The organism is Acinetobacter sp. YH18001, assembly GCF_013416975.1.
Classification (GTDB): domain Bacteria; phylum Pseudomonadota; class Gammaproteobacteria; order Pseudomonadales; family Moraxellaceae; genus Acinetobacter; species Acinetobacter pseudolwoffii.
In genome coordinates this window covers 1-25,381 of sequence record NZ_VPEU01000014.1, presented here as the reverse complement: position 1 = coordinate 25,381, position 25,381 = coordinate 1, and the positions used below count along the sequence as shown (strand labels likewise).

The window sequence follows — 25,381 nt, the reverse complement described above, 5'->3', positions numbered from 1 at the left end:
TCAATGATCCTGTGTGAGACGCTTTAGTTCGAGCGAAGTGTGACAGTTTTTTGTAGATCGGCTTCGCTAAATTTAATTCGGCTGACCCGATCGGTGCTTTCCAATCCTTTGACCACCGCAATATTGTCGTTATAGCGCTGTTCCAGTACCTGCACATTGACCTTGATAAGTTTATTCTGGCGAATCACCCAGACATAGGGTTTGTTCTGGATATCCTGCAGCGTATCTAGGGGAATAATCTGCCCACTGATTTGGCGTGAACTCAAAATATTGCCTTCTACAAAGGAACCGATACTTAAAGAAGGAATCGTTTCATTCGGTGTAGCAAAGAATTCGATCTGGCGACTGGCCTGATCGGCGATCGGGGAAATCCGGCTCATCACTGCAGTGAGCCGATTGGGATTGCCTTGAATGCTGTATTCGACTTGACTGCCTAGCCTTAAGTTTGATTGTAGGTCACTAGGCACGCGTGCCTGAATTTCCAGCTGTTTAGGATCGACAATTTCAAACAGGGTTTGTCCAATCGCCACGGTTTGGCCAGGTTCCACCTGACGCTGGGTAATCACGCCACTGATCGGACTGGTCATGGTTCCGTCACGATCTGCTTTCTCGGCAATATCGACATTGGCTTGCTGGGCACGTACATTTTCCAGCTGTGCCTGATAATCGACCTGACTCTGTTCATATTCTACTTTTGAAATAAAGCCCTGATCGAGCAGACGCTTTTTACGTTGCATCATGTTTCGAGCCTGATTGGCCTGAGCTTGAGTAGAGGCCAGATTGGCACGTGCCTGTGCCAGTCGGGCAGCATTGTCCTGATTGTTTAGCCGTACCAGCACCTGACCTTTGGAAACGGTCTGACCGACTTGGGCATTGACACTGGTGGCGGTGGCAGACACCTGCGCCTGAATACTGCTTTGATTGACAGCCCGAATCGTGCCGGTAAACGCAGTTTTTTGAACTGAGTTGCCGGACTGTACTGCAATCAGGTCTTGAGGAATGACTTCAATGGATGTGGGTGTTTCGGCTTGCTGTACGGGTTCATTTTTATCACAAGCCACTAACAACATATTTAAGCAAAGTGCACTCATGATCAGGAGAGAGCGCGGAGAAGGCATATTTAAACCATGAGCATGTGGTGCAGTTTGCATAAGAGTCCTTGTAGCTTATTGTGGTTTAAAACCAACACAAGCTATCTGTATTTATTCAAGTGCTTTTAAACGGGCGATAATTTTGTCGTATTCTGCTTCCAGGTTTCGATAGCGACTTTGTAAAGATTGAATATTTTCTTTTTGGGAAATGAGATTTTTATGATTATTCTCAAGTGTGGTTTTCAGGTGTGCCGGTGGAGCCTTACCTTTACGTAAATATTCACGTTCTTGGCGTACAAACATCACTCGATCTTTTTGCAATTGCTTCATTTGTTCTTGCTGAAAATCAATTTGCTTTTTTAACTGTAGCAGACTGTCATTTTTTTTCTGTAAGGCGGTCTGACTATTGTTGTACGCTCGCTTCAGTCTATTGTCTTCAGCGATCCGCTTGGCCTGTTGAGCACGTTGGGGAGCCTGTCTGATATCGGCTTCGGCATTATAAGGACGAGCACGTTTAATGACCTGCATATTCTGGTCAAGCGCTTCATAACCGTAACGGATATGATTGGGCGTCACATTAGTGCTGATATTGGCCACGCCTTTACTATCATAATAGCGGTACCAAGTGGCCTTTTGCTGGATTTGGTTATTGTTGGCACAAGCTAAGGTCACCTGTAATAGTAACAGCACAGCAACAATGAATTGACCAGTCATTTTATTTTTATCAATGACAGCAAGTTTTTCTGAAAACTGACCCATCATTGGCTCCCTAAATTTAAAGTTGACTAAATTACTTATTTTAAAGTAATAATCTTGTTATATTAGACTTAAATTTACGAATTAAAAACTACCGTTAGTCAAAAAAAAAACATCGGCGTGGGTAAAATGTGAAGCTGTTGTTAAAAATAACTGATTTTGTCTACTTGTGTAGAAAATGTTCGTTGATAATACAAGTGACTTTATGTTAAAAATGTTTATCGATCGTAATAAAATAATCCTATGAGCCTTATGGCATAATAGTTTCTAAAATGGGAAGGGTTAAACAAATGGACGATAAATTCCAAAATCTAAAAGTTATGGTTATTGATGACTCAAAGACCATTCGTCGTACCGCGGAAACTCTTCTTCAGCGCGAAGGTTATGAAGTGATTACTGCCGTCGACGGATTTGAAGCTTTGTCAAAAATTGCCGAAGCAAATCCAGATATCGTGTTTGTAGACATCATGATGCCGCGTCTAGATGGCTATCAAACTTGCGCGTTAATTAAAAATTCTCAGAATTACCAGAATATTCCTGTGATTATGCTATCAAGTAAAGATGGTTTATTTGATCAGGCCAAAGGTCGTGTTGTGGGTTCAGATGAATACCTGACCAAACCTTTTAGTAAAGATGAATTGCTGAACGCAATCCGTAACCATATTAGTGCTTAATATTTGATTTTTTTTTTGGGGAATTGGCATGGCACGTATCCTAATTGTGGATGACTCACCGACAGAAACTTTTCGCTTTAGAGAAATTCTTTCTAAACATGGCTTTGAGGTGATTGAAGCAGCCAATGGGGCCGATGGCGTCACCATGGCACAGGCTGAATTGCCTGATCTGGTCCTGATGGACGTTGTGATGCCGGGCGTAAACGGCTTCCAGGCGACCCGTCAGATTGCGCGTGGGGCGACCACCAAACACATTCCAATTGTGATTGTCAGTACCAAAGATCAGGCCACTGACCGCGTGTGGGGCAAGCGTCAGGGTGCAGCAGACTATCTAACAAAACCAGTAGATGAAAAACAATTAATAGAAGTAATTAAGCAACACCTCAATGCAGGATAAGCTCTATGGCAGCAAATGGATTTATCGAATTGCTTCGCATTGCGAAACGGGGAAATAAAAACTACGTTTCCAATGACAATGAAGTGAACCGATGGTCGGGCATTGCTTTTGAGATGATGGGGCAATATTTTGTTGCTCCGCTGGGGGAAGTATCAGAAGTGATTTATCCCCCAAAATATACGCCGGTACCCAAGACACAAGCATGGGTGTTGGGTCTGGCGAATATCCGGGGAAGATTGTTATCCGTTTCTGATCTCACTCAATACGTATCAGGGCATAGCAGTCAGTTTTCACCGACTCAAAAAGTATTGTGCATCAACCATAATGACCAGTATGTCGGTTTGGTCGTAGATCAAGTTTTGGGTATACAACATTTCAATAAGAAAAGTTTCTTTTCGAAGAAATCTGAATTAGATGAAAACTTACAAGAATACTGTCAAGGATTTTTTCATCAGCACAACCAGCAGTGGCATGTGTTCTTATTCAGTCGTCTGTTGCAAAATCCAAATTTTATGAACGCATCTATAAAATTTATAAATTAAATGTCGCGCACGAAAGTGATCAAGGCGTCAACCGGGGAGAGGCTGCATGGGCTTTAAACTTAAAAAGAAAAATACAGGTGAAAGCACTGGCCGCAAAGGCGGTAATGCTTTTTTCACTAAGATTCAATCGCAAATAGATCAATTATCACGTGTATTTGGTGATAGTGAAAAGTCAAAACCGCTGATCTATGGGGCAGCAGGCTGTCTTTTAGCCGCACTGATCACTTTATTATATCTTTTTTATAGTGTGCCACGTAGCAACGAACTCACTCAAAGTCTGGGTGATTTACGTCTCCTCTCGCAAACGATTTCGCGCCAAGCAACTGAAGCAACCGCTTCGGGTACACCGGAGTCAATGAAAAACCTAACTGACTCGCAAAAATCTTTTGCTGAGAACCTTGAAACAGTTAAAAATATTCATTCAGATAATGAGGCGCTACAAGCTGTTGATAAACAGTGGACAGAAGTTTCTAGCGGTATTGATCTGATTACCTCGCAACAAAAAATCATTAACCAGTTATACGACACCAACATTGCCATTGGTGAAGCAATTCCCGGGATTCAGGCGGAATATAACTTGATGGTTGACCAGATGGCGCGTCAAGATATGCCATCGAGCCAGGTGGTGATTGCCAAGAACCAGGTATTTATTGCAGAACGTATTTTACGTTCCATCAGTCTGGTATTGACGGGTAGTGATGGCTCTCGTGAATCGGCAGATGACTTTAGTGCCGATACCGAAACTTTCGGCTCTTATTTAAATGCACAATTGAATGGTTCTGTTGAACTGGGCGTACAGCGTATTGCTGATCCAGCAATGCGTGAATCTCTAGAAGGTATTAAGGCTGAATATGATGAAGTACTCGAATCAGCATCAGCAATTATTCTGAAGAACTCGACTGAAATTGTAAAAGTTCGTCAGGCCGCTGCGTCTATTTTTGCCCAGTCTGATGTGCTTTTAGATAACCTGAACAAATTATCAGGTAACTCAGGTCTTAAAACCGTTATTCCAGCCATCCTGTTGATTGCCTTGTTACTTGGTTTCTTGCTTTGTGTATTCAAATTGCTTTCTTTGCGTGGTGTATCGGATAAGCAGCGTGTAGGCCGTTTACAAGAAGAATATGACCGTAACCAGAATGCGATTTTACGTTTACTGGATGAAATCGCCGATCTTGCAGATGGTGATTTACGTTCATACGCAACAGTATCGGAAGACTTTACCGGTGCGATTGCCGACTCGATTAACTTTGCAATCGACCAGTTACGTGACCTGGTATCGCGTATTACTGAAACTTCACAAGAAGTTGCGCAATATACCGCAACCACACAGGGCATTACCAACCAGTTGGCTGAAGCTTCTGAACATCAGGCTCAGGAAATTGCCGGTGCTTCTGCGGCAATTAACGAAATGGCCATGTCGATTGATCAGGTATCTGCCAACGCCGATGAATCTGCTGTGGTAGCAGACCGTTCGGTACAAATTGCTGCAAATGGTGCGGATGTCGTACAACGCTCGATTGAGGGGATGGACACGATTCGTGAACAGATTCAGGAAACCTCAAAACGTATTAAACGTCTGGGTGAATCTTCTCAGGAAATTGGTAACATCGTTGCCTTGATTAACGATATTGCCGACCAAACCAACATTTTGGCATTGAACGCAGCCATTCAGGCGTCGATGGCGGGTGAAGCCGGTCGTGGTTTCGCAGTTGTAGCCGATGAAGTACAGCGTCTTGCAGAGCGTTCTGCGTCTGCAACCAAGCAGATTGAAGGCCTGGTAAAAACCATTCAGACCGATACCAACGAAGCGGTTATTTCGATGGAGCAAACTACAGCCGAGGTTGTACGTGGTGCGAACTTGTCTAAAGATGCCGGTGTGGCACTGGATGAGATTCAAACCGTATCGAATAACCTGGCGAAACTGATTGCGAACATTTCCGATGCAGCGAAACTGCAGTCTGCATCTGCAGGTCATATTGCGACCACGATGAATGTCGTACAGGAAATTACTTCGCAAACCACCAGTGCCACCTTCGATACAGCACGTTCGGTATCTGAACTGGCAAATATGGCCGATGCATTACGTGAATCTGTAGCTGACTTTAAACTACCAGAATAAAGTTAGCGATGATGGGGAGAATGTGCCTTGATTACGATTGAGGCACATTCAAAAAATACAGATAAAGCCTCGACAAGATGTACTTAACCTCAAACATTAGGTATTGCGTGACGGTCACAATTAAGTTTGAGCGCCCTTCTTGGCGGCATAACGTAAGAAGCATAAGCTATGAAAGAAATATTAAAAAATTTAGTTGAAACGACAACGCTTCCTGAAGATAGTTATCTTGATCAAGATGCAGAAATTCTTGAAATTTTTGTTGAGGAAATCGAAGAAATCTTCGTTGAGTTAAATGCTTTATTTCCAGAATGGCTGGTCAATCCAGATCATCAGGAAAATCTGAAGACCATTCGCCGTCATTTTCATACCCTGAAAGGTTCAGGTCGTATGGTGGGTGCAAAATCGGCAGGGGAAATGGCCTGGGCAGTTGAAGATACCCTGAACCGGGTCTTGTCCGGTTCAATTCAGCTGACAGCGATGGTGCAAAAATTTGCCCAAGCGGTACTGAATGTCTATCAATATGCTTTATATCCAAAATTCAAACATGTACAGGAAATCGATCTCGACCTGCGTCCAATGCTGCTGTTGGGACAACAATTACAACAAAACCTTTCACCTGAACCTGCGCTAGAAGAATTATTAGCATTGGCCGATCATTTGACTGCCGAAGGTCAGACCACAGGGCTGGAAATTGCAGATCATGACCTAAGTGAATCTGCTGCTATTATCGAAACAGCGCCGGTAGAAGTAGCGGTTCGCACTGATATTGAAGAAACCGTGGCCATCTTCATTGAAGAAGCCGAAGAGCATCTGGAAACGATTGCCACCTTCCTGCGTACTGAAGATGAAAAATCACAAGATTATAATGCCCTGATTCGTGCCATTCATACCTTGCGTGGCAGTTCATCGATGGCGCAGATTGAACAGATTTTTGAAGCCAGCTCTAAAGTTGAACAGTTATTTAAGACCTTGTTACAAGATGAAATTGTCTCGACCTCAAAAGAAACAGCCTTACTGATTCAATATGCCGAATTTATCAGTGATTATGTGCATTTATTAGGTCAGGGGGATACCGAAAAACTAGATGCGGTCTATGCCACTTTTGAAGCAGTCTGGAGTGATTATGGCTTTGCGGTCATTGAATCAGATGCGGTTCAAACCCAAGGTCTGGTGTCCAAACTGGTTGAACTGGATATTGACCTGTTGCTCGATGCTGAGTTTGAATTCGATAAACGCGCACAAGTCGATTATCCGGAATATATCCAGGCACTGAGTCAACAGGCTGCAGAATTACTGGCGCATACTGATAGCCGCGCGGCCAAAGGAATTCATGAATTCACGGCAGATCTGAAATCGGCTTATGATGCCCTGCTTAAAAAGCCGGTGCTGTTAAACAGTAATTATGCTTATGAACTGTTTGCACAGGCACATCAGGAATTTATTCATTTATTTGATACCCTGGCTGCAGGACAGCGCGTCATTCTAAATGATGACATTCAAAAAACTTTAAGTGAACTGTCGGCATTTGTACAACAGGATCTTGAGATCTTTGCTGAAGAGACTGAAAAGTCAGGCGTTGAGCCGACCACAGATATTATCCCAACGGCTGACACCTTAAGCACAGGCAGCGTAGATTTCGCTGCCTTGAGCCAGCGTATTGCAGCCGATCGTCAACAGCGCGAGAGTGCTGAAACCAACCGTGATTTCGATGAAGAACTGTTAGGTATCTTTCTGGAAGAAGCCGATGAATTGCTGGCAGGTATTGATGAAGATCTGAATACCTGGAGCAAAAAACAGGATGATACGACTTCACTGAACAATCTGATGCGTCATTTGCATACCTTAAAAGGTGGTGCAAACATGATTGCGGCTTCGCATATCGGTTTGATTGCCCATGAACTGGAAAGTATTTATGAACGGGTGATCCGTCAGCAGATTGCCGTAACACCTGCTTTAATCCAGATTGTCCGTCTGGTACAGGACAATGTGTCCGACCGTATTCAGTCCATTCGAGATGATGGCATTGATTATCCGGCGACAGAAGCGGTGGCAATTTTACAAAATATTCAGGCACTACTTTCTGGGCAAACGCTGGCTGCTGTTGAAAGCACAACTGCTGAATTCAACGTGACCGCGTTAGAGACGCTATCAACTCCTGAAGTGCCATTCGAAGAATCAGTGGCGACAGAACAGCCTGCAACTGATCTGGCTGAAACAGAAAAATTAGTTGAAACTGTTGAAACCCCTGGATTTACTGAAAATCAAGTTGAACGCTCTGAAGAAGATGAGCTGAAATCAATCGTTGAAGAAACCTTCCTCGAAGAGTCTGAAGAAATTCTGGCCAATGCCGAGAAGCTGCTCAATCAATGGTTTGATCAGCGTAGTGACCGTAGTTTATTACTTCAGTTACAACGTGCTGCCCACAGTATTAAAGGTGGTGCACGCATGATTGAAACTGAAGAGGTGGCCAGCATTGCCTATGAACTGGAAACCACTTTCGAGCAGTTTGCAGTTTATCAATTCAACTCGAATGCCTATGATGGCTTATTGCAGAAAACACTGGCCTGGTTAAAACAGGCAATTTTCCAGCGCGACTATAGCGGTTTTGAGCAGCTTCAAAGCAGTCTGAAAAAGATTGCTTATGTGGACGTCACTGCGCAATTGCCTGAGCGTCTGGCAAAAACAGAACATCTGGTGGTCAGTACCGACTTTGGTTTTGTTGAGGGTGATGGTACTGAACCGCCACAGATGATGGGTGAGTGGGCGAATACAGGCAGTAGCGATAGCAATAACGAGATGATTCGTATCTCTGCTGATCTGGTCGAGAAGATGATTGACCTGTCGGGTGAGAACTCGATTAACCGTTCGCGGATCGAGATGGATCTGGGTCAGCTCGGCAATACCCTGAACGAGATGGAACTGGCGATCAAACGACTTGCCGACCAGTTGCGTCGAATGGAAGGCGAGCTTGAATCACAGATTATTGCCAAGCATGGTTCAGAAAATTCGCGCTATGCCGACTTCGATCCGCTGGAAATGGACCAGTATTCATCGTTGAACCAGTTATCTAAATCTCTGGCAGAATCGGCATCGGATCTGGTCGATTTCAAGAGCACCTTGGCCGACAAGATTCGTGAAACTGAAGGTTTATTATTACAACAATCGCGTATTCAGGCCGAGATTCAGGAAAGCCTGATGCGTACCCGTCTGGTGCCGTTTGACCGGATGTTGCCGCGTTTACAACGTATTGTGCGTCAAACCTCAACCACCTTGAACCGTCCTGCCGAACTGATTGTGCAGAATACTGAAGGTGAATTGGATCGTAATATTCTGGAACGTCTGGTTACGCCATTTGAACATATGTTGCGTAATGCGATTGACCACGGTCTGGAAGATACCGCAGATCGTCTGGCATTGAACAAGCCGGAAGTGGGTTCTATTGTATTGAACATCAGCCGTCAAGGAACCGATGTCATCGTTTCTTTCAGTGATGATGGCAAGGGGATCGATGCGGAGAAAATTCGTGAGAAAGCCCTCAGTCTGGATCTGATCAAAGCCGACCAGCCGATTGATCAGGATGAAATACTACAATATATCTTCCATCCTGGTTTCACTACCGCAAAAGCAGTCACCCAGATTTCTGGTCGTGGCGTTGGTCTGGACGTGGTACAAAGTGAAATCAAGTTGCTCGGTGGTCATGTTTCGGTCAGCTCGGAACTGGGTAAGGGCACGGTCTTTACGATTCGCGTACCGACGACAGTGGCCGTTAGTGATGCCTTGATGGTGAAAGCGGGCGATCAGCAATATGCAATTTCTCTGGCGCAGATTGACCGAATCGTGCGGATTGCGCCGACCACATTGGAAACTTACTTTAACAGTAAAGACGATTACTTCAAGATTGATGGTGAAAACTACAAGCTGCGTTATCTGTCTGAATTTGTCGGTACTCAGCCGATTCCACGTCTGAATAATGTCGGTCATTCATTGCCGGTGCTTCTGATTAAAGGCAACAGTGGCCAAACCATTGCCTTGCTGGTCGATCAACTGGTGGGTTCACGTGCACAGATTGTGGTGAAACCGATTGGACAGCAGTTTGCCAACATCGGGGTAGTGGCGGGTGCTACAATTCTGGGTGATGGTCAGGTCTGTCTGATTCTCGATGGCCAGAATATTGCGCGTCAGATTCAGGCGACACAGCGTGTGAAACAGATGCATGATCAGCGTGATGGTTCGCGTCATTCCAATGCACGTCGTCTGGTGATGATTGTCGATGACTCGGTGACAGTACGTAAGGTAACTTCGCGTCTGCTTGAACGTCAGGGCTATGACATTGTGACCGCCAAAGATGGTGTAGATGCGATCGAGCAGCTAGAAAATGTCAGACCGGATCTGATGCTGCTGGATATCGAAATGCCACGTATGGATGGTTTTGAAGTCACCAACCTGGTTCGTCACCATGATATTCACCGTGACTTGCCGATTATCATGATTACGTCGCGTACTGGTGAGAAACATCGTGAACGTGCATTCAGTCTGGGCGTGACCCACTATATGGGTAAACCGTTCCAGGAAGCTGAACTGCTGGCCAATATTCAACAATTAATTGCCGAAAAACAGGGGTAATCGATGAGTCAGAGCAATTCGACGAGCAAGATGGCTGATCAGATTAGCCAGCAGGAACTTCAGCATCTGATTACGGTATCGACCGGATTTATTGATGCCTATATTATTGACTGTCATGGCAAAGATCCGATGTTATTGCCACAAAACATTGTGCTGTCAGCGCTGGACAGCACTACCCAGGTCAAGACAGTGGAATGGCATGAAGCACAATTGCCAGTCTATGCCATCAATGAGCCTTCACGTCAACATGGCGTGGCACTGGTGATTGAAGGTGATGAGATCAATCAGCGTTTTGCCCTAATGTGCAATGAAATGCCGAAAACCATCCGGATTCGTATTTCTGAAGTGGTCGATGTCGATCAGCCGGTGAATGACCCTGCAATTTTCCAATATGTACGAATGAATGAACAGCTGTTCCATATTCCGAATATGACGAATATTCAGGCTACAATCGGGCTGTAATGCAAACTATCAAATATCAAAAAGGAACTCCATGGAGTTCCTTTTTTATTGCGTTATGAATTTACTTAATTGGCGAGTAAATTTACCAAAATCTGTTCATAAATTTCAGCCAGTGGCTCCAGATCGGCAATATCAACATGCTCATTGATCTGGTGAATAGTGGCATTTAACACCCCAAGTTCCAGTACCTGTGCGCCTGTAGGTGCAATAAAGCGGCCATCCGAGGTTCCACCAGAAGTAGAAAGCTCGGTTTCAGTGCCTGTGACATTTAGAATAGCGGTTTTAGCTGCATTGACCAGCTCGCCGACCGGGGTCAGAAATGGCAAGCCAGATAAAGTCCAGGAAATATCATAATCCACACCGTGACGATCCAGAATTTCCACAGTACGTGCTTTAAGTTCTTCGGCAGTCACTTCAGTTGAATAACGGAAGTTAAATAGCAGATTCATGCTACCCGGAACAACATTGGTTGCGCCTGTACCTGAATTGATATTGGAAATCTGGAAAGTGGTTGCCGGGAAATATTCATTGCCATGGTCCCAGACGGTGTCACACAGCTCGGCAATCGCTTTAGAGGCGCTATGAATCGGGTTTACTGCCAGATGCGGATATGCCACATGGCCTTGTTTGCCTGTTACCGTGAGATTGGCATTTAAAGAACCGCGACGGCCATTCTTGACAATATCCCCCAGTTTATGGGTACTTGACGGTTCACCGACCAGACACCAGGTAATTTTTTCATTACGCGCTTCCAGGGTTTCAATGACCTTGACTGTACCATTAATTGATGGGCCTTCTTCATCTGACGTAATCAGGTAAGCAATTGAACCTTTATGATTTGGGTATTTTTCTACAAAACGTTCTGTCGCCACGATCATGGCTGCCAAAGCCGTTTTCATGTCGGCACTGCCACGACCATAAAGTTTACCTTCACGGATTTCGGGTAGAAATGGGTCTGAGTTCCAGTCATCCAGGTTGCCCGTTGGCACCACATCGGTATGGCCAGCGAAACAGAAGACCGGACCTTCTGTGCCTTTGCGTGCCCAGATATTATCGACATCTTCAAAACGCATGGATTCAATATTGAAACCAATCTTTTTTAAACGTTCCGCCATAATATTCTGGCAGTCATGATCAATGGGGGTGACAGAAGGCTGACGTAATAGTTGCAGGCTTAAATCGAGAGTAGCGGAAGAGCTCATGCGGTTTTCAACAGTCGATAATTTTCTCGGCTCTATAATAGGCGAATATCGGCTTGAATGTGAACGATCGATATAAAAAAACCCTATCTGAGATAGGGTTCTATGACCATTTAAGAAAAAACTAGTTTTGACGGATTTCGTCAGAGGTTTTTTCAGCAGTATTGGTTACCGCATCGCCCGCCTTAGACACGTCTTTGCCCATACCTTTTACGGTGTTACAGCCAGTTAATACAAAAGCCATCATTAATGAAGCAGCAAGAATTTTTTTCATCATCATCTCCGTATAATCAATAATAAAATTATTATGATGTGGAACTTAGAGTAGAAAATATACGCACTAAAAAATATGTGGTTTTCATAGTGCTTCGGTTAATAAATGTAATGCTTTATAGGGGCTTATGTGATGGATACTGGCTTAGTACCGGTTGGCGATACATATAGAAGTCATTGCGATCGATTTTTTTATAGAGACCATCCGTCCACCAGGTCGCAGTCAAACTGCTTGGCTGGGCTTGCGGATAAATCCATTCATGCCGCTGCAGGCGATAGAACGCGTCTTGTGCAGCAGGAATATGCTGTCCCCATAGACCTAGGCGACGCTTGGTATTAATCCAGGTGGGAATAGGCTGGTCAGCATGATGGGTCGGCAGATACAACTGTCCCTTCATCACACAAAAACGTTTTTGAATAGAATGTGCTAAAGCTTCATCAAATTGGAACTGTTTTTGTGTGAAATGGTTCATTTTTCTGATTAAGGTATCGGTGCGGTTCAGGCCGTACCAATGCGGCAGACTAAAATCTGCTTCGGCCAGATAATATTTCAGGGCAATTTCCCAGTGTTCAACCAGTCCGGTATCGGTATTAAGGACTAGGAAATCCAGTTCACCCAAGGTTTTTGCACCCTCAATTTGCTGAATACTATGACCGAGTAGCTGATAGGGATGATAAGTATCGTCGAGTAACCAGAACCAGACCAGCATTTCAAAGCGTAGCCCCAAACGCGTGCTTTTCAGTTGCTGCACAAATTCGATTAATTCTTCTGGATGCTGATCGAGAAATTCCAAACGCGGATGATACTGGCTAAGATATTGCTGCCAGGTCTGGCTGTCATGTAGCTCAAAGCGATGTATGAGTTCAAGCTCCTCGGGAATACCGGACAGGATATTCGGACTGCCGACAGCAAATGCCAGTTGCCGTACCAGAGGATGTTGATAACGATGCCATGCTTCTACAAGATTTTGGTTTAAACTGGAAAAAGACATGGTACAACCTGTGAAAAGTGCAGAAATACAACGGACAGTATCGGAAAACGCTTTATACTACCTGAATTCTGCGGTTAGGGTTGATGTATGAAAGTGTTGTTTTGGCGGAGTCTGGTGGTGCTGTTTGTGATCCTGGGCTTTATCGGTGCAATCCTGCCGGGTATGCCAACAACGGTCTTTTTGATTCTGGCTGCTTGGGCGGCATCTAAAGGTTGGCCACAAATGGATAACTGGTTATTGAACCATCCCAAATATGGCTCGACTTTAAGAGATTGGCGGGCACATGGTACTGTACCGCGTAAGGCCAAATGGCTGGCCAGTATCATGATGCTGATCAGCGGGATTATCATGCTGTTTACTACCGCACCCTTGGCAGTAAAAGCCTTTACCAATATCACCATGCTGATTGTGGCCATCTGGTTATGGCGACGTCCTGAACCGGATCAGGTGATGCTTCATCAAGAAACGATTCATCCTGAAAAGACAGAGATAAAGTTAAAGAAAACAGAGTCAAATAAAGTAGATTCAGAGAATAACAAGTCATGAATACCTTGCATCTGGATCAAGCAGATATCCTGATTGATCTCGCCCAACAAAAGCTGTATTTGCCACGTCTAAACAAGCAATATCTGATTTCCACTGGTAAAAATGGCATTGGTGAAACTGAAAATAGTGGCAAGACCCCACGTGGCTGGCACAAGATCGCTGAAAAGTTTGGTCAGAATGCACCTTTAAACAGTGTATTTATTGCACGTCAGGCGACGGGTGAAATTTATGATGCTGAACTGGCAGCAGAGTTTCCGCAACGTGACTGGATCTTGACCCGTATTTTATGGTTGAGTGGGCTTGAAGCCGGTTTTAATCAAGGCGAGGGCTGCGATACCTATCAACGTTATATCTATATTCATGGCACGCCAGAAACAGAAATGATGGGAGAGCCGCTTTCTCATGGCTGTATTCGTATGCGGAATCTGGAGGTCGCTGAACTCTTTGACCTGGTGGGTGAGAATGCTTTGGTGTATATCTCGGAACATGCATTAGATTCAAAAATGCTGAAGGGTGTGCATACTGAATAATGAATCGATCTTTAATGTCATGTGAAAATGATTTTGTTTTTACGGGCGGGATGAGATGATTTAATACAGTTTAAGACATTTATTAATCTGATCCAGATCCTATTTTTACAGCATGAAACGGGTTGAATCATCGTCTAAAGCTAAACTTTATCGCTATTTTTCACATAAAAATAAATGACAGTTGAAAGATTACATGAACACAACGCCGAGTAATTTTAAAGCTTTGTATAATTCTTGATCGGAACTAAAGCATATTGCCTGAGTGAGTCTGAAATCTTGCAAGAGAAGACAGGAAATTTTGTTGTGATTTTCATTTTGGAAATTAAAAAATTTCGGTAGAGACTTAAAAAATAAACAAAAAGTGTTGTTTTTTTTAACAAACAACCTATTTTTTAATCACTCACACCTAAAAAGTGGAAAACATTCCGAAAAGCGTTTGACAGGCTGTGCAGATTCTCTATAATGCACCCATCAAACGATGATAGACGTTTAGAAAGGGCGCTTAGCTCAGTTGGTAGAGCGTCTGCCTTACAAGCAGAATGTCGGCGGTTCGATCCCGTCAGCGCCCACCAAGCTCTTTCATGTTGAGACCTTATAGTTGCAGCGGTAGTTCAGTTGGTTAGAATACCGGCCTGTCACGCCGGGGGTCGCGGGTTCGAGCCCCGTCCGCTGCGCCACTTTAAGATCTTGATTCTCGTTTGCCACAATAGCGACATTGTGTAAATGCAGCGGTAGTTCAGTTGGTTAGAATATCGGCCTGTCACGCCGAGGGTCGCGGGTTCGAGTCCCGTCCGCTGCGCCATTTATACGATAGACCTTTTGAGGGCGCTTAGCTCAGTTGGTAGAGCGTCTGCCTTACAAGCAGAATGTCGGCGGTTCGATCCCGTCAGCGCCCACCATAATCTTTTGCGATGCAGCGGTAGTTCAGTTGGTTAGAATACCGGCCTGTCACGCCGGGGGTCGCGGGTTCGAGCCCCGTCCGCTGCGCCATTTCAAAAGAAATTAAATTTAGGTCCCTGAGCTTAAATTTGATTAAACTAAAGATTGACACTCTTTATCAGGGCGCTTAGCTCAGTTGGTAGAGCGTCTGCCTTACAAGCAGAATGTCGGCGGTTCGATCCCGTCAGCGCCCACCAGATTCTTACGATGCAGCGGTAGTTCAGTTGGTTAGAATACCGGCCTGTCACGCCGGGGGTCGCGGGTTCGAGCCCCGTCCGCTGCGCCATCCTAAGATGAGAAGCTTGGATTCCTGAGATCTGAGTGTTCAATATACCAAGACATTCCTTGTCTTGCGTCATTAAAAACAACGCTGTTGTTTTTCTCAGGGCGCTTAGCTCAGTTGGTAGAGCGTCTGCCTTACAAGCAGAATGTCGGCGGTTCGATCCCGTCAGCGCCCACCATATCTTTCTTGCCTAAACACTGAACATCTCATAGAATTTGAAGTCTATAATAATTTGAAGGTTTCACGACGATGAGAAATCCATATCAGCGCAAGGCAGCGACCAAATCTCAAACTACATACGACCCTCAACACCTTTATAAACAGTATATTGAATCGATTGTCGCGAATGCCGGTATTTTTGCGCTTTATCAGGATGGCTGGGCTTTGTGTGCGACCCCTACTGGACAGCGTGCATTTGCTTGCTGGCACAGTAAAGGTCTGGCTCGTCTGCTGATTAAAGACAATTGGGTGAATTACGATATTCAGGAAATTGGTCTCAAGGATTTTGTAGAGAAAGTGATTCCGTTTTTACGTCAGGAAAGTACCATTGTGTCTCTTGATCTGACGCCAGAAGGGCAGAATATTCTGGTGGCACCGGAAAAATTATTACTGGATATCAAAAATTATCTGTATCAGATCTATGTGCAAAAGCCGGAACTTTTTAAAAATCCGGATATGCCTTTGCCAAGACACATTCGTTTAAATTAATGTTCTTGTTGTTAAATAGCTTGTTTATTGGAACAGTGAATATTCATTCAGCAGCCAGCCATTAATCAACGCAAAATATTCACGTAGCCATGAATGGTAGCGAGCATTCTGAGGAGTGCTGGCACTCAGACTGATCACTTGCTGATAGCCCTGATGTCTGGCAATGGCATGGGCACGCGGGCTATGAAAATCGTTGGTCACAATCACAATGGGCTCATTTCGGCCAATATTCTGTTGTTGCAAGATCGCCTGAGAATATTGCAGGTTCTGTTGGGTGCTTCTGCTTTGATCTTCTAAGCGAATCGGGTTTTTGAGCTGCGGATAGGTCGTATGAATATAATGTTGCATGACTTCAGCTTCGCTTTGTCTTTCCCGGAAATTTCGTCCTCCGGTCATAATCATCAACGTATCTGGATATTGTTCTGCATATTTTGCTGCAGTATCCAGACGATTTTTTAAGATGGGTGAGGGTTGACCCTGGTTAATCCCACTACCTAATACCAGAATCGCTGTAGCCGGTTGTGCAGGAATATTCGAGTTAATCGACATCTGGATATAAGCGAAAAAAATCGCAACACTGATCATCCAGAGTAAAAATCCGCCCCAGAGACTGTTCCAGAACAGTGTTCTGAGTCGAGAATTTTGTTTCCAGCGCTGAATAGATGAAAAAAGCAGGGCATACAGGATCAGTGTCACACCAATGATGATAGACAGCATGATACCAAAATGCCTTTGATCCTGATTCAGTAACCAGACGCTATTGATACAGAGGATCAAGCCAAAGATCAGACTGAGACTTCGTTTAAGTTGATTGAGCATCCAAGTTTCCTTTTTTCTTATTCATATTTTTCTTATTACTTTTGTATTTTCAAAAACCGGGCTATTGCGCCCGGTTTTTAGTATATCAGTTCATCTTAATATACATCACGGCGATAACGGCCATCCAGACGTAATTGATCGAGCAGCGTTTCACCAAGTATCTCGGTCAGGGCCTGATCGACATCACTGGCCATGCCATTGATGCTACCACAGACATAAATCACTGCGCCTTGGGCAACCCAGGTTTTCAGCTCTTCAGCCTGTTCCCGTAATTTATGATGCACATAGACTTTTTCCTGCTGGTCACGAGAGAACGCAAGATCCAGCCGTTTCAGGGTTCCCATTTGCAACCAGGCCTGAATGGTTTCTGCAAAGAAAAAATCATGTTCACGCTGACGTTCACCGAAGATCAGCCAGTTTTGGGTGTATTCCTGACGGTTACGGGAGCTGAGCAGACTCATTAAACCAGCAATACCGGTACCATTCCCAATACAAATGATCGGACGGTTATCATCAATCAGGTGGAACGATTCGTTGCTGCGAATGCGTAGCGCAATCGGTGCATTGAGTGCGGCATGCTGGGTTAACCAGCCTGAACCCAGACCTAGATTTCCATTCGCATCAGCTTGCTGACGTACCACCAGACGCAGGACTTGCTGACTTGGAATGCTGGCAATCGAGTATTCACGTGATGCCAAAGCCGGTAATTGCTTGAGGAGCTGATCCATTGAATCAAAAGGTTCTGCCTGAGTCAGATCACGATCCCAAAGCGCGCGCTCAATGCTTTGCTGCATAGAAGGCACTTGTGTGCCGGCAGCAATATTGTGTTGTTGCATAAATGCCTGAATACGTTCCGGACTGTTAGCTGGCTGAATCTCGGCAATATCACCTGCTTGCCAGATTGCTTCATGCTCAGGAATCAGTTCGATATTAAAGGCAGGAGCACCCAGACTACCTGGATTGAGGATTTCACGTTGAGTCAGTGTCCACTGATCAAAGGTTTTATCGATACCCATGGCTTGCAGTTCAAGGCGAGTTACTTGTGCCAGTGCAGTATTCCATTGCTGGATGTGCTCATTATTGGCATTATCCACTTCAATGGTAGTGAATAACTGCTGGGCACCATTTTGCTGCAACCACTGGTCAATACGGTGACCAAAACTGCAATAGCTATCCGGATATTCTTGAGAACCGAGCGCCAACACCGCATAATTTAAATGCCGCAAATCAGCTTTGCCAGACAGGATTTTTTTCTCAAAAGAAGAGGCCAGATCAGGTGCTTCACCTGTGCCATAAGTACTGGCAACAAATAATACCTGCTCAGTTTGCTGTAAATCGGCAAGCGTCAGTTGTTGTACCGCTTTTACTGTTGCCGGTTGACGTGCTTCCTGCAGGGCAGTTGCTGTACGCCAAGCCAGTTGTTCTGAGACACCTGTTTGTGATGCATAAGCAATTAGCCAAGGTTTGGCATTTTCATCTAAGTCAACTGGAGTGACACCCTGACGCGCTGCCAGCGTTAAGCGCTTCTGTTTACGACGTTTCAGATACAGCATCCAGCCTGTCACAAAGAATAATGGCATTAACAAGGCTGCGACCATGGCAAAGAACTGGTAGATCGGGCCGAAGAAGCTGCCACGATGCACCGGTAACATGCTGCTCATGATCTTTTCATTGAGCTTTTTATCTTCATAGAGCTCAACTTCTGTAAATTCGGCTGTCTGGTAATTATAAGTGGCACTGTTCCGCGCACGTTCATGTTGGGCAACCGGATCGACAAAGCTGAGCTGCATGCTGCCGTCGGGTTTTTTGGGAAGATTAAAGGTTACTGTGGAATATTTATCTGAAAATTCAGTATTAAAGCCAGTCCAGCTCAAATCTAGCGCGCGGCTAATCTGTTCTGGATTCATGCCTTCTTCGCGTCCTTCACCACGTGGGCCGCGTTCGCCACCTTGACGTCCTTCACCACGATTATTGCCCGCATTGGCTTGCATGGTAGGCTGTGGACGTTCAACGCCGAGAACTTTAAACATCCCGCTACGCCACCAGTCATAGGACCAGTACAGGCCGGTACAAGCCAGAATCAGGTAGAAAATCACCACCCAGGTTCCCACAACAGCATGCAGATCCCAGATAAAATTACGGCCTTTCAGCTTGGGTTTTACAAAGAACCATTGCTTGATCGAATGACGCTTTGGCCAGCGCAGGTAAAGACCGGACAAGACGAAAAAGATCAGCATTAAAGTACAAGCACCGGTAATCTGTTTGCCGACCGGGCCAACCGTTAAATTACGATGCAGTTGCTGAATAAACTGGAAAAATTCCCGACCCTTAATTTCAGGCAAAACTTCGGCAGTATAGGGATTGATCAGGATGTTATGACCACGCCGTGCTCCCTCTTTGGCAATATTTACAGTACTTGAAGCACTTGGATCTTGTGCCACGCTAATACTGTTAATCTTCATCTCTGGAGTGGTATTTTGAAAATGCTGATACAGCTGAGCAGGCGTAAGTTTGTCACCTTGCTGAACCTGAACCGTATAACTGTCGTTATTTATCCATTTTAAGATTTGTTGTTCATAGGAATAAATTGCGCCAGTGACGCCCATCAAAGAGAGGATTAAACCTGCTGTAATCCCCAGAAACCAGTGGATTTGGAAAAATGTTTTTTTAAACATGGTCGTCAGATTAAGGGTGAGCTTTATAAAAGTGGCCAAATTATAACTGAACTTTAATACTGAATTATAGGTGTTGAGGATAATATTTATTCTCATTATCATTTATTGTTTTAGGATTAAAAAAAACCTCCATGCCGGGGCAGGAGGTTTTTGGTTGAAACGTGTACAAGTTTAGATTTGTTTGGCTGCGCCAACTTCTGCTTCTAGATGCTTACGAATCGTGTTAAAAGAAAAGTTTTTGCTGTCCAGACGTTTAGGCAGGATATAAGCACCTTGCTGGCCTTTTACCTTGAAATTGACCAACATGAATTCTGGTGTGTTGTACCATTCATAAATGTCTTTCCAGCTGATCGCACCCACACCTTCCTGCATGCCCATTTTCTGACGCATGATGATACCGTGCGGTTGTACGCCCAGACGAACACCTTTGATTTCCTGTACCGGAAATTCATTCATCTTGCGTTTAACATACCATTCCAGACCAAAGGTACGGATCAGGTAATACAACACCACACAGGCAATCGCCACCCAGCAGAACACGGTTGAATAGTTCTTGAGAAGCAGAAGGCCCAGAATAGAAAGTGCAACAACAGCACCCATGATCAGCCATGCTTTCATGCCAATTTTATTGGTACTACGCCAGATCACCAGCTGAGCATGACGCTGCTCGGCTTCTGAAATTTCATAGTTCACAGGCTGTAGGGTATAAGCGTATAAATTTTTCGCGGTCATAGTGAAACTAGCAGATTTAAAACTGTAAAAAGTTTAGCATTAATTGTACCAATTCAGTGAGTATATTGTTCCAAAATCATCCAAATTATAATGAACCGAGTTCTGTTGCCTGTTCATCACGCTCATGGCTCAAACTTTGTTTCAATTGGCTCAACTGGTTTAAAATACTGAACATTAAAGACAGCTGCTGCAAAATGATCAGAGATTTCTGATCTTGTTCCTGATCATGTGATAGACGCTGTCGAATATGGACAATCATATTTTGCGCCCTGAAATCGGGCGTTTCGTCTCGTAATAATGCACCGCGAATGTTCTCTAATGCATTATCCAGTAAATTCAGAATGTCCTGATCTTCAATTTTCCCCCGGTGTGCCCCCAGCGCGGCGATGTAACTGATAAAGGTATGGTTCAGACACAGGAACTCAAAGGCCAGCGATTTTTGTACCGGATCAATATCCGGTTCAGTGGCCAGGGTCGAAATGAGTGAAGCCACCTCGGCATCGGTATTGTGGGCAGCACGGCGCACAATCCGATATTTCAGGCCATTATTACGCCCCGATTTATATTGCTCGATCACTTCACTTAAATAGTCCGCTTCTGCCTGCAAGCTGCGTTTGATACTGCGCGGCAAACGTCGGAACTTCCAGTCCGGGAAAATAAAGCTGACCCCGAACCAGGCAATGGCACAGCCAATCAGGGTATCAATCATCCGCGGGATAGCCGCAGCAAAGCCCATACCATCCAGATTGAAGTTGATCAACGCAAGAATCGTGATAAAGGCCGTGGCTTGGGCATACTGTTTACTACGCAATTCAAAGAACAAGATCCCGCTGAACACCAGCAGTAATAATTGTCCTTCGACAGAAGGTACAAAATATAAAATGGCATAACCGAAAATAATACCGACCAAGGTACCGACAATCCGCAGACGTAAACGCCGCTTGGTGGCGTTAAAGTTTGGCTGGCTGACAAACAGTGCAGTTAATAAAATCCAGTAACCATATTCAATATTGCTGACCTGTACAAAGATATAGCTGATCAGCAGCACAATCGACAGGCGGATGGCATGCCGGAACAGCACCGATTCTGGAGTGAGATGCTGTTTAATTCGAACCTTGATGTCGTCCCAGCCTTTCAGGTCATCATCTCTGAGCTGGTTTTCAATATGTTTAAAACGCTCAGCTTTGATACTTTGCTCGGTTTCCAGGTTACGTAACTGGGCATCAATCGATTTCAGGTTCTGAAATAGTGAAAATAAAGCATTAATCCAGACCTGATCATAATGCTGATCCTGACGTAATTTCTCCAGAGACAGCCGAAGATTGTCAAAAGCATGCTTGAAGCGTTTGTTATGTACATAAGGCTTGCGCAGCAGCAAACTTTCACTCAGGTCCTTGCAGGCTTTGCCCTGAATCGACATGATGCGCTGAAAGCGGAACAGGATGTCGCTGTGCTGGAAAATCTTGGCCAGTTTCTGATAATCAATATGGGCTGAATCGGCACGTTCATGAATATCCTGCGCCACAAAATAATATTGCAGACTGCGACGGGTATCTTTTTGCCCACGGTCGCCTTTTAGACGGGTCAAGAGCGCCGTTTTCATTTCGTTAAAAATGGCAATCAGTTTGCCATTTTCAAGAGAAAGATCAATCATGCTCTGCTGATAACTGGTCGGGGTCATGTCCACATCAAACAGATTGGACTTGGCATATAAAAAGTCACCAAGCGAAGCATAAGAGGTGGCAAGCTTGTCTTGTGCCAACCGGGCAGGGAAGACCAGGAAGCTGAGCGTCGACAGAATGCCGTACCACATCGCACCGATGACCAGCAAGCCGGCCTGCTTATACCATTCATCGAACAGTTCGACACCCAGCATGGCATAGACGGAAACCACCAGACAGCCATAAGAAATTGTGGCATAGCGCCTGCCAAGGGAGCCAAGCAGAATCAGGCCAATACAAGAAACAATCAAGGCCAAGGCGAACAGCGGCGGATAAGGATAGAGCAGATAAACGCCAACCGCAGTAATAAAGAAACCCATGTAGGTATATAGCAGATTCAGAATACGCACCGAAAAGCGGTCATCAATATCGCTTAAACCGGCTGCGACCACACCTAAAGTCAGAGGAATCGTCATCAATTGTTGCCCCATAAAATAGGGAACAAAGGCGGTACCTGCAAATGCCGTCATCATACGCAGGTTATACATCAAGGTCGTATTATAGGTGGTTTGCTTGAGACGAGTGAGCCAAGATTTCAAAAGTCGTCCTTTATACTGCAGTCTTACAGATGAATCTGAATATGCCAATGAAAAATAGTAGGTTTATAAAATTTCATTTCAAGCTAAATCATACTATGCACTGTGTTAACTTGTCTGCATATTAGCGCTTTAAATCTTCATGCTTATGCCATCGAATAAAATCGTACAACCACCTTATGCCATGTCCTGGATTGTTTTGCTAGCGGCACTGAGTGCGCTCGGACCTTTATCCATTGATATGTATCTTTCTGCCTTGCCGGCGATGGCAGCAGATTTTGGCGTCAGTACCCAAATGGTCTCGAATAGCTTGCCGGCTTACTTCTTCGGTCTGGCTGTGGGGCAACTGATTTATGGGCCGATCAGTGACCGGATTGGGCGTAAACCACCGCTGTATTTTGGGCTGTGTTTATACATTGTGGCAAGTCTGCTGTGTGTGTTTGCGCAGGATGAATGGAGTCTGATCGCTGCACGGATTCTGCAGGCTTTGGGTGGTTGTGTCGGGGTGGTCATGGCCCGTGCGGCCATTCGTGATCGTCTGGATATGCATTCAGCAGCTCAGGCTTTTGCCAGCATGATGATTGTGACCGCGATTGCCCCCATTCTCGCGCCGAGTCTGGGGGCCTGGGTGTTGATGTTTTATGAGTGGAATGTGATTTTTTTGGTGTTGATGGGCTGCGGTCTGCTGAGTCTGGCCTGTGTACATTTTCTCTTTAAAGAAACTCTGGAACCAGAACGCCGTCTCAAGCTGAACGTTCAACAGGTTCTAAGTTTGTACCGTAGCATTTTTCAGGATCAAAGCTTTCGACATCCGCTTTATGCCGGCTGTTTTTCCAGTGCGGTGATGTTCTGTTATATCAGTGCATCTTCGGCCATTTTGATGGATCGTTATCAACTGACTGAGCAGCAGTTTGCCTATGCCTTTGGTGCCAATGCTGTCGGGATCATGTTATTTTCGACCTTGAATAAACGTCTGGCTGGGCGTTTCTCGATATTGCAACGCCTTAAAATCGGCATTGTTCTACAGTTAGTGGGTGTTTTCGTTTTAGTATTGCTTGGCTATCTGGATGTAGATTCTATTGCATTGGTCTTGCTGGGCATGTTTGTCGTGGTGGCGTCGATCGGTTTTACTGGCCCGAATGCTATGGCATTGGCTATGGCGAAGCAGGGTGCACGTGCAGGAACTGCTAGCGCGATTATGGGCAGTATGCAATTTGTCTGTGGCTTATTGGGCGGGCTTTTACTAAATTTTCTGGTTTGGAATGCTTTATTAAATATGGCATTGATTATGCTGGTTTTTGTTTGTATTGCCGTCTGGGCAATTTGTCAACTTGAGCTGCCAGTATTCAAACATGAATAAATGCCTGATCTGGCTCTGGCCAGATAAAATCTAAAGATCTGAAAATAAGGCCAAGTCGATAGACTCAGCCTTGATTCAATCACTCATCAATAAATACAGCGAATTCTTCTACCGGGACACGCGGCGTAATAAAGCTGTTAATGATCTGCTCTGGATCGGCATAGCCCAAGGCCATGCCACAGACCAGTTCTTCATGTTCAGGTGCACCGACCAGATCGAGTACGATGGGATGGAAATGATTCCAGGCGGCCTGCGGGCAAGTGTCCAGACCGCGGGCTTTTGCTGCAATCATGACATTCTGGATCATCATCGAAATATCCATTTTCGAACCAATGGCCAAAGAGCGATGGACGGTAAAAAACAGTCCCACCGGTGCATCAAATAATTCAAAATTACGCAGCTGCTGCCGTGCCATTTTTTCTTTTTCGCCTTTTTGAATATTTAGCAAACCATATAAGCCCCAACCATTTTCACGACGACGTTCAATAAACGGCGAGAGCCATTGTTCAGGATAATAGGCAAAGGTTTCTTGGTATTGTTCCGCCAGCTCGGGATTGGCATAGATTTGCATTTGGGCCTGACAGACGCGTTCTACCAGTTCATCGCGTTTTTTACCTGTCACCACATAGACTTTCCAAGGTTGGGTATTGGTGCCCGAAGGTGCGCGGCTGGCCACAGTTAAAATCTGTTTCAAGATGTCTGTACTGACCGGCGTATTTAAAAAAGCGCGCACCGAATGGCGAGAAGTGATGGTGTGATCTACAGCATGAACAAGATTTTGATCCATTATGGGGTCCAGTCGAATATCCTTATTGAGTTTGCAATGACTATAAACTAAACAAACAGAACGGGGGATAGGAAAATTTAATTCTTCGCCAGCTGAAAAAACAATTTATCAGCAAAATGACTTGAATAATGAAATTTCGCATTCTTTTAGCTGAGCATAAATCGCCTAAGTGATAGCAATGGATTTAGTCATAAAGTTGGTCTTTGATTTAAAAAATGGCTTAAAACCCAAGTGCTTGAACCATTCAACAATAACAATTTCACACAGAGAACTGGTTTATTTTGACTGAAAATCAAGATAATTTAATTTCAAGATCCCTGTTTCATTTTGTGTCGAGTAAAAGATTAATATTTTTTTTGAATTAAAATATAGATTAATCTTCATATAAAAATGAGAATTTATAATTATTTTTTATAGGTAAATTAACTATTGCTAATAAAAAGAAATAAAACCTGATACGAAGAAACAGCATAATGTACGACTTTTCATCTTAATTCTTTTTGAACCAGTTCCGAGGTTTTAAATTCCATATTCCCCAGCTCAGGATATTGATGAATATGCTGGCGTAATTTTATGGTGTGCGCTTCAGCCGTTTGTACAGAATCATCAATCCAGTC

General features: G+C 44.6%; 20 protein-coding genes, 8 tRNA genes and 1 pseudogene. 18 read left to right on the top strand and 11 right to left on the bottom strand.

From position 1 onward, the window contains the following. Positions 1 to 23: 23 nt before the first annotated feature. Both FTV48_RS06605 and FTV48_RS06600 read right to left on the bottom strand, forming a co-directional pair. Complete coding sequence (locus FTV48_RS06605) at positions 24 to 1,151, bottom strand: efflux RND transporter periplasmic adaptor subunit (protein ID WP_179999751.1); 1,128 nt, start codon at positions 1,149 to 1,151, stop codon at positions 24 to 26. A 51-nt stretch (positions 1,152 to 1,202) separates the two neighbouring features. After that, positions 1,203 to 1,850: a hypothetical protein gene (locus FTV48_RS06600; RefSeq protein WP_005097852.1), complete on the bottom strand. Its 648-nt coding sequence runs from the start codon at positions 1,848 to 1,850 to the stop codon at positions 1,203 to 1,205. A gap of 287 nt (positions 1,851 to 2,137) precedes the next feature. Between FTV48_RS06600 and pilG the strand changes: the two genes are divergently transcribed. From pilG to FTV48_RS06570, 6 genes are all read left to right on the top strand, one after another. Continuing rightward, positions 2,138 to 2,521, top strand: a complete 384-nt coding sequence (pilG, locus tag FTV48_RS06595; protein WP_005097851.1) for a twitching motility response regulator PilG — start codon at positions 2,138 to 2,140, stop codon at positions 2,519 to 2,521. Between the two features lie 28 nt (positions 2,522 to 2,549). After that, positions 2,550 to 2,918, top strand: a complete 369-nt coding sequence (locus FTV48_RS06590) for a response regulator (protein ID WP_005097847.1) — start codon at positions 2,550 to 2,552, stop codon at positions 2,916 to 2,918. A 5-nt stretch (positions 2,919 to 2,923) separates the two neighbouring features. Next, complete coding sequence (locus tag FTV48_RS06585; RefSeq protein WP_005097846.1) at positions 2,924 to 3,460, top strand: chemotaxis protein CheW; 537 nt, start codon at positions 2,924 to 2,926, stop codon at positions 3,458 to 3,460. Positions 3,461 to 3,506: 46 nt separating this feature from the next. After that, entirely contained in the window at positions 3,507 to 5,579 is a 2,073-nt protein-coding gene (locus FTV48_RS06580) for a methyl-accepting chemotaxis protein (protein ID WP_005169698.1), read from the top strand. Between the two features lie 168 nt (positions 5,580 to 5,747). Beyond that, on the top strand, positions 5,748 to 10,202 hold the full coding sequence (locus tag FTV48_RS06575; protein WP_179999749.1) for an Hpt domain-containing protein: 4,455 nt from the start codon (positions 5,748 to 5,750) through the stop codon (positions 10,200 to 10,202). Between the two features lie 3 nt (positions 10,203 to 10,205). Then, a complete protein-coding gene (locus FTV48_RS06570) occupies positions 10,206 to 10,664 on the top strand; it encodes a hypothetical protein (RefSeq protein ID WP_005169706.1) in 459 nt (152 codons plus the stop codon). Between the two features lie 65 nt (positions 10,665 to 10,729). Here the strand turns inward: FTV48_RS06570 and dapE are convergent, their stop codons facing one another. The 3 genes from dapE to FTV48_RS06555 all read right to left on the bottom strand — a co-directional run bounded on the left by dapE (position 10,730) and on the right by FTV48_RS06555 (position 13,128). Further along, complete coding sequence (dapE, locus tag FTV48_RS06565; protein ID WP_005169709.1) at positions 10,730 to 11,866, bottom strand: succinyl-diaminopimelate desuccinylase; 1,137 nt, start codon at positions 11,864 to 11,866, stop codon at positions 10,730 to 10,732. Between the two features lie 121 nt (positions 11,867 to 11,987). After that, complete coding sequence (locus tag FTV48_RS06560) at positions 11,988 to 12,140, bottom strand: entericidin A/B family lipoprotein (protein ID WP_004280704.1); 153 nt, start codon at positions 12,138 to 12,140, stop codon at positions 11,988 to 11,990. 112 nt (positions 12,141 to 12,252) lie between these two features. Next, entirely contained in the window at positions 12,253 to 13,128 is an 876-nt protein-coding gene (locus FTV48_RS06555) for a DUF1853 family protein (protein ID WP_179999747.1), read from the bottom strand. 87 nt (positions 13,129 to 13,215) lie between these two features. Between FTV48_RS06555 and FTV48_RS06550 the strand changes: the two genes are divergently transcribed. The 11 genes from FTV48_RS06550 to FTV48_RS06500 all read left to right on the top strand — a co-directional run bounded on the left by FTV48_RS06550 (position 13,216) and on the right by FTV48_RS06500 (position 16,134). Then, the gene (locus tag FTV48_RS06550) at positions 13,216 to 13,674 is read left to right on the top strand and encodes a YbaN family protein (RefSeq protein WP_100329126.1); all 459 of its coding nucleotides are present in this window, start codon (positions 13,216 to 13,218) and stop codon (positions 13,672 to 13,674) included. Next, positions 13,671 to 14,204, top strand: a complete 534-nt coding sequence (gene elsL / locus FTV48_RS06545; protein WP_005097834.1) for a cell wall-recycling L,D-carboxypeptidase ElsL — start codon at positions 13,671 to 13,673, stop codon at positions 14,202 to 14,204. The genes FTV48_RS06550 and elsL overlap by 4 nt, the downstream gene beginning before the upstream one ends. Before the next feature lie 496 nt (positions 14,205 to 14,700). Continuing rightward, positions 14,701 to 14,776 (top strand) — tRNA-Val (locus FTV48_RS06540). A gap of 28 nt (positions 14,777 to 14,804) precedes the next feature. Continuing rightward, a tRNA-Asp gene (locus tag FTV48_RS06535) sits at positions 14,805 to 14,881 on the top strand. A 48-nt stretch (positions 14,882 to 14,929) separates the two neighbouring features. Continuing rightward, positions 14,930 to 15,006 (top strand) — tRNA-Asp (locus FTV48_RS06530). 21 nt (positions 15,007 to 15,027) lie between these two features. Continuing rightward, a tRNA-Val gene (locus FTV48_RS06525) sits at positions 15,028 to 15,103 on the top strand. Positions 15,104 to 15,117: 14 nt separating this feature from the next. Further along, positions 15,118 to 15,194 (top strand) — tRNA-Asp (locus tag FTV48_RS06520). A 70-nt stretch (positions 15,195 to 15,264) separates the two neighbouring features. Next, positions 15,265 to 15,340 (top strand) — tRNA-Val (locus FTV48_RS06515). Between the two features lie 12 nt (positions 15,341 to 15,352). Beyond that, positions 15,353 to 15,429 (top strand) — tRNA-Asp (locus FTV48_RS06510). A 99-nt stretch (positions 15,430 to 15,528) separates the two neighbouring features. Next, positions 15,529 to 15,604, top strand: a tRNA-Val gene (locus tag FTV48_RS06505). 71 nt (positions 15,605 to 15,675) lie between these two features. Continuing rightward, a complete protein-coding gene (locus tag FTV48_RS06500; protein WP_005097833.1) occupies positions 15,676 to 16,134 on the top strand; it encodes a DUF2750 domain-containing protein in 459 nt (152 codons plus the stop codon). 24 nt (positions 16,135 to 16,158) lie between these two features. Here FTV48_RS06500 and FTV48_RS06495 read toward each other — a convergent pair whose 3' ends face one another. The 4 genes from FTV48_RS06495 to yccS form a co-directional block, all read right to left on the bottom strand. Next, positions 16,159 to 16,953 (bottom strand): YdcF family protein, encoded by a 795-nt coding sequence (locus FTV48_RS06495; protein ID WP_179999745.1) that lies wholly within the window; start codon positions 16,951 to 16,953, stop codon positions 16,159 to 16,161. A gap of 95 nt (positions 16,954 to 17,048) precedes the next feature. Beyond that, positions 17,049 to 19,628 (bottom strand): sulfite reductase flavoprotein subunit alpha, encoded by a 2,580-nt coding sequence (locus FTV48_RS06490; protein ID WP_179999743.1) that lies wholly within the window; start codon positions 19,626 to 19,628, stop codon positions 17,049 to 17,051. Between the two features lie 171 nt (positions 19,629 to 19,799). Beyond that, positions 19,800 to 20,360 carry a YcxB family protein gene (locus tag FTV48_RS06485; RefSeq protein WP_005169724.1) on the bottom strand — a complete coding sequence of 187 codons (561 nt, stop codon included), beginning with the start codon at positions 20,358 to 20,360 and terminating at the stop codon, positions 19,800 to 19,802. Between the two features lie 85 nt (positions 20,361 to 20,445). Next, the gene (yccS, locus tag FTV48_RS06480) at positions 20,446 to 22,620 is read right to left on the bottom strand and encodes a YccS family putative transporter (RefSeq protein WP_179999741.1); all 2,175 of its coding nucleotides are present in this window, start codon (positions 22,618 to 22,620) and stop codon (positions 20,446 to 20,448) included. Between the two features lie 139 nt (positions 22,621 to 22,759). On the opposite strand from yccS, the gene FTV48_RS06475 reads away from it, so the two are divergent. Further along, on the top strand, positions 22,760 to 23,977 hold the full coding sequence (locus FTV48_RS06475; protein WP_100355565.1) for a multidrug effflux MFS transporter: 1,218 nt from the start codon (positions 22,760 to 22,762) through the stop codon (positions 23,975 to 23,977). A 79-nt stretch (positions 23,978 to 24,056) separates the two neighbouring features. Here the strand turns inward: FTV48_RS06475 and FTV48_RS06470 are convergent, their stop codons facing one another. Further along, positions 24,057 to 24,764 carry a nitroreductase gene (locus tag FTV48_RS06470; protein WP_218945887.1) on the bottom strand — a complete coding sequence of 236 codons (708 nt, stop codon included), beginning with the start codon at positions 24,762 to 24,764 and terminating at the stop codon, positions 24,057 to 24,059. Between the two features lie 488 nt (positions 24,765 to 25,252). Then, positions 25,253 to 25,381, bottom strand: a pseudogene (locus FTV48_RS15185) (hypothetical protein); the annotation flags it as partial.